10 protein-coding genes and 1 riboswitch are annotated in these 13,190 nt (G+C 36.0%); of the genes, 8 read left to right on the top strand and 2 right to left on the bottom strand.

Translation table 11 applies throughout. From position 1 onward, the window contains the following. Positions 1-37: 37 nt before the first annotated feature. The 7 genes from ACLHDG_RS11325 (at position 38) to ACLHDG_RS11295 (ending at position 7,794) form a co-directional block, all read left to right on the top strand. Positions 38-670 (top strand): thiamine phosphate synthase, encoded by a 633-nt coding sequence (locus ACLHDG_RS11325; protein WP_415406344.1) that lies wholly within the window; start codon positions 38-40, stop codon positions 668-670. Then, positions 660-1,475: a bifunctional hydroxymethylpyrimidine kinase/phosphomethylpyrimidine kinase gene (gene thiD, locus ACLHDG_RS11320; RefSeq protein WP_415406343.1), complete on the top strand. Its 816-nt coding sequence runs from the start codon at positions 660-662 to the stop codon at positions 1,473-1,475. The genes ACLHDG_RS11325 and thiD overlap by 11 nt, the downstream gene beginning before the upstream one ends. A gap of 59 nt (positions 1,476-1,534) precedes the next feature. After that, a riboswitch (TPP riboswitch) is annotated at positions 1,535-1,644 on the top strand. A gap of 70 nt (positions 1,645-1,714) precedes the next feature. Further along, entirely contained in the window at positions 1,715-3,805 is a 2,091-nt protein-coding gene (locus ACLHDG_RS11315) for a TonB-dependent receptor (protein ID WP_415406342.1), read from the top strand. 18 nt (positions 3,806-3,823) lie between these two features. Next, positions 3,824-4,825 carry a thiamine ABC transporter substrate binding subunit gene (gene thiB, locus ACLHDG_RS11310; protein WP_415406341.1) on the top strand — a complete coding sequence of 334 codons (1,002 nt, stop codon included), beginning with the start codon at positions 3,824-3,826 and terminating at the stop codon, positions 4,823-4,825. Positions 4,826-4,827: 2 nt separating this feature from the next. Next, the gene (locus tag ACLHDG_RS11305; protein ID WP_415406340.1) at positions 4,828-6,459 is read left to right on the top strand and encodes an ABC transporter permease subunit; all 1,632 of its coding nucleotides are present in this window, start codon (positions 4,828-4,830) and stop codon (positions 6,457-6,459) included. Beyond that, positions 6,443-7,084: an ATP-binding cassette domain-containing protein gene (locus ACLHDG_RS11300; RefSeq protein WP_415406339.1), complete on the top strand. Its 642-nt coding sequence runs from the start codon at positions 6,443-6,445 to the stop codon at positions 7,082-7,084. The genes ACLHDG_RS11305 and ACLHDG_RS11300 overlap by 17 nt, the downstream gene beginning before the upstream one ends. Continuing rightward, positions 7,081-7,794, top strand: coding sequence for a choline/ethanolamine kinase family protein (locus ACLHDG_RS11295; protein ID WP_415406338.1), 714 nt, complete (start codon positions 7,081-7,083; stop codon positions 7,792-7,794). Before ACLHDG_RS11300 ends, ACLHDG_RS11295 begins: the two co-directional genes overlap by 4 nt. On the opposite strand, the gene glmS is transcribed toward ACLHDG_RS11295, so the two are convergent. Continuing rightward, complete coding sequence (glmS, locus tag ACLHDG_RS11290) at positions 7,781-9,589, bottom strand: glutamine--fructose-6-phosphate transaminase (isomerizing) (RefSeq protein ID WP_415406337.1); 1,809 nt, start codon at positions 9,587-9,589, stop codon at positions 7,781-7,783. The two genes, ACLHDG_RS11295 and glmS, sit on opposite strands and share 14 nt — an antisense overlap. 2 nt (positions 9,590-9,591) lie before the next feature. Then, on the bottom strand, positions 9,592-12,057 hold the full coding sequence (locus ACLHDG_RS11285; RefSeq protein ID WP_415406336.1) for a nucleotidyltransferase: 2,466 nt from the start codon (positions 12,055-12,057) through the stop codon (positions 9,592-9,594). 70 nt (positions 12,058-12,127) lie between these two features. On the opposite strand from ACLHDG_RS11285, the gene mqnE reads away from it, so the two are divergent. Further along, the gene (gene mqnE, locus ACLHDG_RS11280) at positions 12,128-13,189 is read left to right on the top strand and encodes an aminofutalosine synthase MqnE (protein WP_415406335.1); all 1,062 of its coding nucleotides are present in this window, start codon (positions 12,128-12,130) and stop codon (positions 13,187-13,189) included. Position 13,190: the final 1 nt, after the last annotated feature.

Below are 13,190 nucleotides of genomic sequence, written 5' to 3'. Positions count from 1 at the left end.
CAAGTTGATTTATAGGAAATTAAAATAAAGAGATAAAATGAAATTCCCAAAATGTAATGAAAAACCACTAGGCATCTACCCAGTAGTAGACCGTGCCTATAAACTAAAACCCCTTTATGAAGTGGGCATCACAACAGCCCAACTTCGTGTAAAAGACATGTCCGGTGAGGTACTGGAAAATGAAGTCACAGAAGCCATTAAAATCTCAGAAAAATTTAATACAAGATTTTTCCTTAATGACTTTTGGGAGTTAGGCATCAAACACAAAGCCTATGGTATACATTTAGGACAGGAAGACATCCAGGAAGCAGATGTGAAAGCTATACTGGATGCAGGTATAAGACTAGGCATAAGTACCCATACACCAAAAGAGATAGATATTGCTCTTGGGTTTGAACCATCCTATTTGGCCATAGGACCTATTTATGAGCCTATATCTAAAAAATTAACCTATGATCCTGTAGGTATTAAAGATTTAAAGCATTGGGCTAAGAATGTGGACTATCCTATAGTGGCTATTGGTGGGATAACGATTGAAAATATTAAGAATGTAGCAGAAACTAAAGCTGCCAATGGGATAGCTATGATTTCAGATGTATTGGAAGATGGAGAAATCTCTAAAGAGAGAACGACAGCACTGATAGAGGCATTTAATACGTATGCCAATTAAAATTACACCCACAGTACTTACCATAGCAGGCTCAGATAACTATGGGGGTGCAGGGATACAAGTAGATGCAAAGGTCATACATACATTAGGGGGATATGCTTTTACTGCCATTACTGCTCTGACTGCTCAAAATTCTACAGGGGTAAAAGATGTTTTTACTATCCCCGCACAGATCTTCAAAACACAACTGACAAGCATACTAGATGACATAAAAGTAGATGCAGTCAAGATAGGAATGCTTGCCAATGCTGAGATAATATCCATCATTTCAGAAGCTATAGATAAGTATAAACTCAAAAATATTGTACTTGATACAGTACTGGTAAGTTCAAGTGGTAAAGCACTTTTAGAGCCAGTAGCTATTGAAACTATGGTAAAAGAACTTTTCCCTCGTGTCGATATTATTACGCCTAATATACCAGAAGTCAATACGCTTTTAAACACTAAATATACGGGGAAAAGTGATGAGATAGAAGCGATGGCAAAAGGTCTGTTTGCATTGGGTGCGAAAGCAGTACTTATTAAAGGTGGACATAGTCAAGATAGTCAACTTGCCACAGACTATTTAGTAGGACAAAATTTTAAAATATCGCCATTTACAACTACACGGCTACACACTACACATACGCATGGCACTGGGTGTGTACTCTCTTCTGCTATAGCAACACACTTGGCAAAAGGTGAGATTTTGGCCAAAAGTGTAGAACTCTCCAAAGCTTTTTTGTATAAAACTTTACACACGGCATCTACTATAAAATTTAAATATACTGTAGAAAATGATACAAGAAAAGAACCACTTCTTTAAATCAGACTAATATACTCCTAATTAAGGATTATGATAGGTTACTTGATGTATAAGTTGATATCAATCTCTCGGGGTGCTGGATTTTAAATTTAGCTGAGATAGCGCAAAAGCTTGACCCGTCGAACTTGAACTGGATAATTCCAGCGTAGGGAAGAGCTTTGTATATAAGATAAATGTTTATCACTTCTTGTAACATCTCCTCCTTTTTTAATATATAAAATATTTTAAGGGAAACCAAAATGAAATCCAAAACTTTAACCATATCGATGATTGCAGCTTATGCACTATTGCATACAGCAGCACTTGCAGAAAATGAATTGACACTTGATCCTATTGTTGTAGGAGCTGACTTTAGAGATAAGAAGCTATCTCAGACAACACAAAGTGTTACAGTTATCGGAGAAGAAGATATCTACGATAAAGCCTCTCAATCTTTTATTGAAACCTTGGCAAGCACACCAAACGTAAACTTTTCAGCAGGTGCTTCTAAAGCAAAATATATCCAGATCAGAGGTATCGGGGAGAGAAGTCAGTTTGAAGCTCCGGTAAATCCATCTGTTGGGCTTATCGTAGATGGTATTGACTTTTCAAGCAGTACTTTAGGTGTGGGTATGTTCGATGTAAAGCAAATAGAAGTACTTAGAGGGCCACAAGGAACCACTTTTGGAGCCAATGGTATGGCAGGAGTTGTCACTGTGCAGAGTAATGAACCGACTAAAGAAACAGAAGGTCACATAGAAGCTACTATCGGTAATTACAATACTAAAGCATTTGGTGCTGCAGTAGGTGGGACACTTATTGAGGATACACTTCTAGGAAGAGTTTCTGTCTATAAAAATACAAGTGATGGTTTTATGGAAAACAGTTTCCTAAACCGTGAGGATACGCAAAATATAGATGAACTTACTGCCAAAGTACAACTGCGTTGGCTTGCTTCAGATAATCATACAATTGATTTTAATTATATGCATATAGATGTTGATAATGGTTACGATGCCTTTACACTTGATAATTCAAGAGATTCACATTCGGATAACCCTGGACAAGATGCCCAAAAAACAGATGCATTTGCAATCACATCAACCTATCAGGTAAATGAAGCGATGCATTTAGTTTCAAAAATCAGTTATTCTAAAACAGATTCTATTTATAGTTATGATGAAGATTGGACGTATGCAGGGGAATATTTCATACCTAGCTTAGGTTGGGATAACGGATATGATTATTTTGATGAATATCGTAGAGATATAGAGCAAGCTGATATTGATGTGAGATTAGTGTCTGATAAAGAAGGTCGTATTTTTAATGGTACAACGGATTGGACCATTGGAGTATATGCCAAAAAGTTTGATGAAACAATGAATAGAAATCGTATTAAGTGGGGTGAAGATAATTTTTCTTCTTATACACAAGATACTGAGAACAAAGCAATATACGGACAGTTAGATACAGCTGTGACAAATCAACTCACACTCATTACCGCTTTACGTGTAGAAAATTGGGAAGCTGACTATAGTAACTCTGCAGGAGAGAGATTACCAAAAGACGAGACGCTAACAGGTGGAAAACTAGGATTAAATTATCAGCATAGTGATAAACAACTTTATTATATCTCTTTAGCAAAAGGGTATAAACCAGGTGGAGTCAATGCTGAAGATGTTCCGACTAAAGCGTATGAAACAGAAACATTATGGAACCTTGAAGCAGGGTTGAACTCCAGCCACTTTAACGATACATTAAGAAGTCGTTTAAATATTTTCTACGGAAAGCGTAACGACCAACAAGTTAAACTCTATGAAGGTGATGCTGTAGACTTTAGAAATTATTTAAGTAATGCAGAAGAAGGTAGTTATTATGGGTTGGAGTCTCAACTTGATTATTATCCAAATGATGCTTTGCATATCTATTCAAGTATAGGACTGTTACGTGCAACGTTTGATGAGTTCAGTTTAAATCCTGAGCAAGAAGGACGTGCACCGGCTCAATCTCCAGACTATCAGTATAACATTGGATTTGATTATATGTTTGCAGAGTCATTCACATTTAAATCAAATGTTGAAGGGAGAGGTTCTTACTACTACTCAAATACGCATGATCAAAAGTCAGAAGCCTATACATTGCTAAATTCAAGTATAGAATATATACATGGAAACTGGTCAGCATCATTATGGGGACGAAACCTTACGGATGAAACCTATGGTGTCAGAGGATTCTTCTTTGGTAATAATCCAACACCAACACCTGGTTATGAGTATGGATATGAACCAGAATTATTTATCCAACAAGGTGCACCTAGAACAATCGGTTTGACAGTATCATACGACTTCTAATCTATGATATAATCCTGCATGACTAAAACACTACAATTATTACTATTTATTTTTCTTAGTATCACTTCATTTGCAAGTGATACTAAACCTACCCTTACCATTTATACTTATGATTCATTTACCGCGTCATGGGGTGCAGGCCCTAAAATCAAAAAGGCTTTTGAACAATTACATCATTGTAATGTAAAGTTCGTAGGAGTGTCGAGTGCGATAGGCGCCTTAAGAAAGATCCAACTTGAGGGTAAAAAGACCAAAGCAGATATATTACTAGGACTAGATACAAGCATTGCACAAACAGCAAACAAAACAGGACTTTTCCTAAAGCATGATCTGAATACTTCAAAACTGGACTTACCTGTTGCATATGCTGATGAGAACTTTGTACCTTATGACTACAGTTACTTTGCTTTTGTGTATGATGCAGATAAACTTAAAAATCCACCTTTATCATTTGAAGAGTTGGCAGCAATGCCTGAAGATTTTAAGATTGTGATCCAAGACCCCCGTTCATCAACTCCCGGACTTGGTTTGCTTCTGTGGATCAAAGAGATTTACAAAGAGAAAGCAGGGGAGTATTGGAAAAGACTTGCTCCTCATATTTTAACCATTACTAAGGGTTGGTCAGAGTCTTATGGTCTCTTTTTAAAAGGAGAGGCAGATATGGTAGTTTCTTATACTACTTCACCTGCGTATCATATCATAGAAGAGAAGAAAATGAACTATAAAAGTGCAAACTTTAAAGAGGGGCATTATGGGCAGGTAGAAGTGGCTGCGATACTCAAATCTTCAAAACATAAAGTGTTGGCTAAAAAGTTTTTAGCATTTATGCATAGTGAGACATTTGCCAACATTATTCCCACTGCAAACTGGGCATACCCTGTGGTAAAAACCAAGCAAGGGTTACCAAAAGAGTTTGGACTTTTGAATGTGCCTTCTCAAATGTTTTTGCTAGATGGTAAAGTAGTTGAAGCCAACAGAAAAACATACATCAATGAATGGCTCAGTGCCATAAGTAGATAATGATGATAAAGCAATGGCATAGATTTAGAAGCTCACTATTTCCTGGTGCTTTTGTCTCTATACTATTGCTAAGCTTTGCATCCTTACTCTTTTTTATACTCTTTATATCTCAAGACAGCACTACGGTGACGCAGTTTGATCCTAGAGTCTATGCTCTTCTGAAATTCACACTTTATCAGGCTTTTTTATCTACACTGTTGTCTATTGTCGTGGGTATTACTTTATCATGGAGTTTAGCGCACCAACAACACTTTAAAGGTCGTGGGGTTTTAGTGGCACTCTTTTCATCCTCATTGGTCTTGCCCACACTTATCGTTGTTTTTGGACTCATAGGGATCTTTGGACGTAACGGATGGATCAATCAACTAAGTATGTATCTGTTTGATCATTCATTTGGTTCTTACCTTTATGGTTTGACCGGTATCTTGATAGCCCATGTCTATCTTAATGCTTCGTTTGCATCAAGATCTTTGTTGCATACCTTTGAAAGTATTCCAAAAGAGAAATATAAACTTGCAAAAAGTTTGAATTTCACAATCTTCCAAAGATTTCTCTATGTAGAATGGCCGGCTTTGAGACCCACACTTCTAAGTATCGCTTCGACCATATTTCTTTTATGTTTTACTTCCTTTGCCATTGTTCTTGTGCTTGGTGGTTCCCCTGCATACAACACTTTGGAAGTTGCCATCTATGAAGCGGTTAAACTTGATTTTGATATCGCTATGGCTTTAAAGCTGGCTCTTATACAGCTTGCTGTCTCTACACTGCTTGTTGTGTTTTCTTCTAATTTTAGAACTAAACTTACAAACTTAAAAATAAGTAGTATCAACATACCATGGAGTGAACCAAAGCATATAAAACAGATTCAAATGGCCATCATCTCTCTGTTTGCACTATTTTTTATATCACCTTTGGTTGTGATCGTTATAGATGGCATAGGTGCAGATTTTGGAAGAATAGTGAGTGAAGCACTTTTTATCAAATCTTTTTTTACGAGTATCATTCTTGCTACTGTATCAAGTATAATCACAGTCATATTCGCTGTACTTTTAAGTGATACAAAAAGAAATTTTACCTTGAAACATCGTTTAGAAGAAAACAAATTCTCAAAAGTACTGAACATCATCATTTCATTTTCAGGAAACCTGTATCTTGCGATCCCGTCGTTGATATTGGGTTTAGGTTTTTTTCTTTTATCACAAAGGTATGAAGCGCCTCTTGTAGTTTGGTCAACCATAGCTCTACTGACTGCAAATGTATTAATGTCATTGCCTTTTGCACTTTCTGTTTTAAGTCCTGCTATGCAAAAAACAGCACAACGGTATGATAAGCTTATTTTTTCACTCAACCTTTCTAAACTTCAAAGATGGGTTTATTGTGAATACCCTTATCTGAAGTCATCACTTGGGTATGTCTTTGCTTTGTCTTTTTGTTTTTCATTGGGGGATTTGGGTATCATTGCACTGTTTGGAAGTGATGATTTTTCAACATTGCCTTGGTATTTGTACCAACTCATGGGTTCTTACAGAACGAGTGATGCAGCAGGAGTTGCATTGATACTTTTAGCAATTACGTTGAGTGTATTTATTTTGTTGCCAAGATTATTTAGGAGTAGAAGTGCTAAAAATAACTGATCTAAAGTATGAATATAAAAATACTGATGATGTATATGAGTATTCTATGTCCGTACAAAAAGGAGAGATTGTAGCTATACTTGGACAAAGCGGAAGTGGAAAGTCAACCCTGCTTGACCTCATAGCAGGGTTTTTAAATTCTTCAAGTGGCAGTATAAAACTAGATGAAAACGATTTGACAAATGAGACAGTTGAAAAAAGACCGATGACCATACTCTTTCAAAACCATAATCTATTTGAACATTTGTCTGTGCAGAAAAATATACTTTTAGGGGTAAGTAAAGTCTTAAAAGAGAATCTTGAGGATGTAAATAAAGTACAGGCTATACTGAGAGAAGTAGGACTTGAAAAATATGAACATACATTAGCCTCATCACTTTCAGGTGGACAACAACAACGCGTTGCACTCGCACGAGTACTCATACGACGAGAACCTATATTACTCCTGGATGAACCATTTACGGGCCTAGATGTAAATACAAGAATAGAGATGCTTGATCTAGTGAAAAAAATAACGATTAAAAATAACTTACATACGATCATGGTAACACATGATATTCAAGATTCTAAACGCATCGCCAGTAGAGTTTACAGAGTCCAAAACCATACACTCATAGAACAATGATAGATCAACTCAAACAATACCAAATATTTAAAAATAAAGAGATAGAGACGTTTACACTCTTGAAAAATCAAGGATATTGTAATGAGAACTATTTACTTAAAGCAGAAGATAAAAAATACCTCATAAGAAAGTTTAAACTTCAAAATGATAGAAAGTTTGAATTTAAAGTTCAAAAATTAGCTTATGAGAAAAATATAGCCGCTGAACCTATTCTCCTAGATGACGAAAATGGCTTGATGATATGTGAGTTTTTAGAGGGTAAGCATAAAATTGTTTTAGACAAATATGATCTGAAAAAACTAGCACAAGTACTAAAAGAGCTACATAGTATTAAATTAAATACAATGCCTCTAAATTTAGAAAGTGCACTTACTTCAAAATCTAAAGAGATAAAACAAGCATTTGTTACTTTGGGAAAATATGAAGTAGAAGAAGTATTATGCCATAATGATTTAAATCCTAAAAATATACTCTTCACAGATGAAGTAAAATTTATAGACTGGGAATTTGCAAGTGTAAATGACAGATATTTTGATTTAGCTTCTGTATGTATAGAGTTTGATTTAGACACTAAAGATGAAACGCATTTTTTAGAGCATTATTTTGCTATAAGAGAAGAAATATATATGGAAAAACTTAGTGGATACAAGGCGATTTACAAAGCCTTGTGTGCACAATGGTTTGAAGTGTTAAAGACTACTCTACAGTAACACTTTTAGCCAAGTTCCTCGGCATATCCACATCATTCCCTAATCTCACAGAAATTTCAAGTGCAAGTAGTTGCGTCACTACCATCATTTCAAAAAATTCTAACATAGGGTGAGAATCATACTTCGTTTGTATGAAGTCATCAGCCAGGTCGAATGGTTCCGGTGAGATGGCTAAGATAGTGGCATCTCTGGCAGATAATTCTTCTACGTTTGATTTTATTTTATCGTAGAGCATGGTCTTTGGCATAAGAGCAATGGTGAAGAGTTCGCTGTCTGCTAAAGCAATAGGTCCGTGCTTCATCTCTCCTGCTGGATATCCCTCTGCATGGAGGTAGCTTATCTCTTTAAGTTTGAGTGCTCCCTCTAATGCAAGAGGGAAGAAGATGTCTCTACCAATGAAGAAGAAACCATGTCCATGTAGGTAGCGTTTAGAGAGTCTAGTGAGCTTTGCATGGAGTTTGTCTGTAACAACAAGTGCTTTTGGAGTATGGAGCATGGCATCTATTTCTGTTTTTATAGTTTCTTTTGAAATGGTGTTTTTTGTTTGACCTACATAGAGAGCCAGCATCCAAAGTACCATACTTTGTGTAGCAAATGCTTTTGTGCTGGCAACACCTTTTTCGATGCCTGCACGTGTAAGAATAGCAGTATCACTTTCACGTACGATAGAAGAGTTATCCACATTACATATACTCAGTGTTTTAAGTCCAGCCTGTTTTGCCATTTTAAGAGCTTCTAATGTATCAGCTGTTTCCCCACTTTGTGAAATAGTAATAAAAAGTGTTTTATCTGTAAGAAATGGCTCTTTGTAGCGAAATTCAGATGCGATCTCAACATCACAACGCATTTTGCCGATACGCTCAAAAAGATAGCTACTTGCAAGTGCGGAATGATAACTGGTACCACATGCACATATTTTAATGGCATAGATCTCATCAAAAAAGTCTTCATCTAACTCTTCAAAGTTGATAGAGTCATCTAAAACACGTCCTATCATTGTATCACCCATTATTTGGCTCTGTTCATAGATCTCTTTTTCCATAAAAAATCTATACCCATCTTTTTGTGCAGAAACTTTGTCAGCAGTGAGTGCTTGTTTGGTGAAACTTTTTTCACCATTAGCATCATAAAGATGTACCTGACCATCTTTTACATAACCATACTCCCCATCTTCAAGATAATAAACTTCTGTCGCTTTGCCTATGATGGGTGTATCAGAAGAGGCAAAATAGACTTCATCACCATCAAATCCTATGAGCATAGGAGAACCACTTTTTGCAAAGAAAATAGTCTCTGGAGATGCTTCAGTGATAAGAAGGGTGGCATATGCACCCTCTAGTCTGCCAATAGTCTCTTGAAATGCAGGGAAAGGCTGGTTTGAATCTTTATGAAACTTTTCAAAAAGGTGAACGATGGTTTCTGTATCGGTTTGACTTAAAAAGTTAACCCCATCAGCTTGTAGTTCTTCTTTAAGGTCTTGATAATTTTCAATAATCCCGTTATGAACAACATACGAGTATGCTCCAAGGTGTGGATGGGCATTGAGTTCTGTAGGTTTACCATGTGTTGCCCATCTTGTGTGTCCAATAGAGATACCAAAACCATCAGAGGTATAGTTTTTGGTTTTTTCTCTTAGGTTGGCAAGTTTTCCTATAGCTTTATAATTATTGAGTTTTTCACCTTCAATAATAGCAATACCTGCAGAGTCATATCCTCGATATTCTAACTCTTGCAAACCATCTAAAAGTATCTCTTTTTTCTCTTTTGGTCCAATATATCCTACAATTCCACACATCTTTAATCTTCCCCTGTAAGTTTATCAATAATTTTATCTGTATTATGACAAAAGTTTCCATTCTTTTCGATGAGAAAGATATCCCTTACACGATTTTTAATCGTATGTATTTTAGCAGAAACAATGTCAATGCCCATTTCATCAAACATATTAATGATATAGGCGAGTAACCCTTTTTGATTTGTAGTGTGAAGTCGCATCATAGCATAGCTCTGTGAATGTTCACAATCAATTTCAAGTTCTTCTTTTTGAATAACAGGTAGGTGTAGAGTGCTTTTTTTGCTGTCATTAAATGAATTATGAAGTATCTCTTCGATGAGCAGTATATCTTCTCGATCTACTTTGACCGAAAAGTCTATTTTAAAATATTTTAGATCATCAAAGAGTTTACAAATATCCATATTAACTACATCGAGGTTGGTTAGTTTGCCTAAAAAATAACCTAAATTAAATGATCTTGCACGGATAAGTTCAATGGTCAAATGCCTTTTGTTACTGATTAAAAATTCATATTCTTTTGTTTGAAAGCCTTTTTTAGCGATCGCTACGATCCTTTCAGGTTTATAACGTAAAAAAAGTAGATTGGAAGGGATCTGTAAAATCTTTTTTTGTTCTCTCTTACTAAGTGCAAGAAAATCAGGATGCTTTTTGAGTGTTTGCTCTTTCTTAATACGCTTGCCTGCGTTATCCAGCATGATGGTATGGCTCAGCGCTTCAATAGAACGCAAATAAAGTGTTTTAATCAATCGTGCATTAAATGAATTATACGTATCTTTTCCTACCCCGTTCATATCTGCATACGTAAGGATATAGATCATAGCTAAAAGTTTTTTAGTTTTGAAGTGTGAAGCAAAGGCTAGAATGACTTTTTCACTATAGAGGTCTTCTCTTTGAGCGACATTACTCATGAGAGTATGATAGTGTATAAGAGTCTCTCCTGTCTTAATGAGTTCAGGGTCTATATGTAGTTTATTCGCAAAAACTTTAAAGAGTGATGCCCCTACAAAATGGTGGTCTCTTTTGCGTCCTTTACCTGCATCATGTAAGAAAGTAACGAGTTTCAACATTGCTTTTTCATCTTTATTCAAAGTCTCAAACAGATCGTGAATAAAGGGATCTTCTATATGTTCCAAATGGTATACGGATTTCATAGAATGTATATCGACAGCATACTGATGGTATCCGTCAAATTGAGGAAGATCAACAACGTTTCGTATGGGTGGAATAACATACTTAAGTAGCCTTGAAAATGATAGAGAACTTAAGATGTAATAAGAGTATGGTTGATAAAAAAATCTTGCAATTGTTTTATATAATGTTTCATCTGGGCGATCTGGTCTATCTGCGACAAGAAGTTGCTGTAGGAATGTAGAATGTGCATAAAAAGGTTTTTCTGCATGATCAGACAACTCTCCAAGAAGAGTGTTAAAATCTTTTGTTTTAGGATAGATAAAATTCTTTTCAGAATCTACCACGACATACTCTTTGGTAAGTTTATCTAACCAAATAGTACTATAGAGTCTGATTATCTTAAGGCTCTCAGTAACTTTTTTGGCAAACTTCATGTGTCCTTGCTTGCTCTCTTCGTATCCAACCAGTTTTGCTATGCTTGGAATAAGATCAAGACGTAATTTGTCCTCCTTTTTACCTGTTGCCAGATGTAAAGCAGAACGCACACGAAATAGAAATTCTAAAGCAATTCTAAAAGTCCGATACTCTTTTTCATCTACTATAGATGAAGGAAGATTCTTAATGTTATCTACGTTATAAATTGCTTTTCCTATCCAGAAAACAAGATTGGCATCACGAAAACCACCTACTCCTTCTTTGAGATTAGGTTCCATAGTGAGTGGAAATTTACGGTGTTTTATCTCTTGTTCTTTCAGTTTGAGTTCTATAAACTCTTTTATATTATCATGGCGTATTTGGCTGATGGCATTTTGTGTATCAACCCAAATAAAATGTGAACCCTCTATAAAACGAGACTCTACGAGTGCTGTTTTGATGGTAATGTCAGTTTTTGAAACTTCATACAGCTCTTCAACCGTGTGTACACGATGCCCAATTTTTAGTCCTGTATCCCAAAGAATATAAAGCATTTTCTCTATCATCTCTTTGAGATTGTATCCGGGAACTTCTTTATACACGATCATCAAGTCTATATCAGAGTGGACACAAAGTTGTTCTCGTCCATAACTCCCTAATGCAACAAGCCCAAGAGGAACAGAGTTTTTCATCGGGGCATAGTCTCCAAACATGGATCTAAGTGCAACTTTGTAAATGATCTTTAAAACAGTATCTATCTTTTTGGTGTGTTTGACCAGGAAATCTTTACCACCTGTGGTAGCAAAGGTCTCTTCAAGTGTATCAAAGTAGAGTTTGATATCTTTTTTAAGGACTTTGGCTATCTCAAAATCTGCTGCATTTTCATACAGTAGTTCTTCAATTTGGGCTTTAACTGTATCCAATATACTCTCCATAATTTTATTCAGATGGTTCTTTGGTATAATACCCAAAAATAACTATGGATATACTCAGATGGATTTGATACAAAAGGTACGTAACAAAGAGCGACTTACTCAAGAAGAAGGAGAAGCTCTCTATGATTTAGACTTGTATACTTTAGGTGAACTCGCAGATGAGATACGCCAGGAGAAATATGGAAAGAAAAGTTATTTTAATATTAACCGTCATATCAATCCTACTAATGTATGTGCTGATATCTGTAAGTTCTGTGCCTACTCTGCAAGCAGAAAAAATCCTAACCAATATACGATGAGTCATGAAGAGATATTGGAGATAGTCAAAAAATCTGTAAAAATTGGTGCAAAAGAGATGCACATTGTCTCAGCACATAATCCTAATGATGGGGTAGAGTGGTATATGGGTGCTTTTAGAAAGATAAAAGAGCAGTTCCCTGACATACATGTAAAAGCAATGACAGCAGCAGAGATAGATTTTTTAACCAGAGAATATGGTATTAGTTACGATGAAGTTCTTAACCTTATGATAGAGAGTGGTGTAGATTCCATGCCTGGTGGTGGTGCAGAGATCTTTGATGAAGAGGTACGTGAGTATCTTTGTAAAGGTAAAGTGACCTCAGACCAATGGTTAGAGATACACCAAAAATGGCATGAAAGAGGTAAAGAGAGTAATGCAACGATGCTCTTTGGTCATGTAGAGACAAGAGCACATCGCATAGATCACATGATAAGACTACGAGACTTGCAAGATAAAACAGGTGGATTTAATGCTTTTATTCCGCTTGTCTATCAAAGAGACAATAACTTTTTAAAGGTAAAAGAGTTTCCTTCAGGACAAGAGATACTTAAAACTTACGCTATCTCTCGCATTATGTTAGATAATATCCCTCATATCAAAGCATATTGGGTTACGGCATCCATTAATCTTGCACTCATAGCTCAAGAGTTTGGTTGTGATGATTTGGATGGAACCATAGAAAAAGAATCTATCCAGGCTGCCGCGGGGGCACAAAGCAGTCATGGTATGAATCTTGATGATTTTGTAGCACTTATAAAAAACTCTGGTTTCCAACCCATAGAACGTGATAGCCTTTATAATGAGTTAAAAGCCTATTAGC

It is taken from the genome of Sulfurovum iocasae, from assembly GCF_047716765.1.
Lineage (GTDB): Bacteria > Campylobacterota > Campylobacteria > Campylobacterales > Sulfurovaceae > Sulfurovum.
Note: the sequence above shows the minus strand (reverse complement) of the source record. Positions and strands in the feature narration are given on the sequence as shown.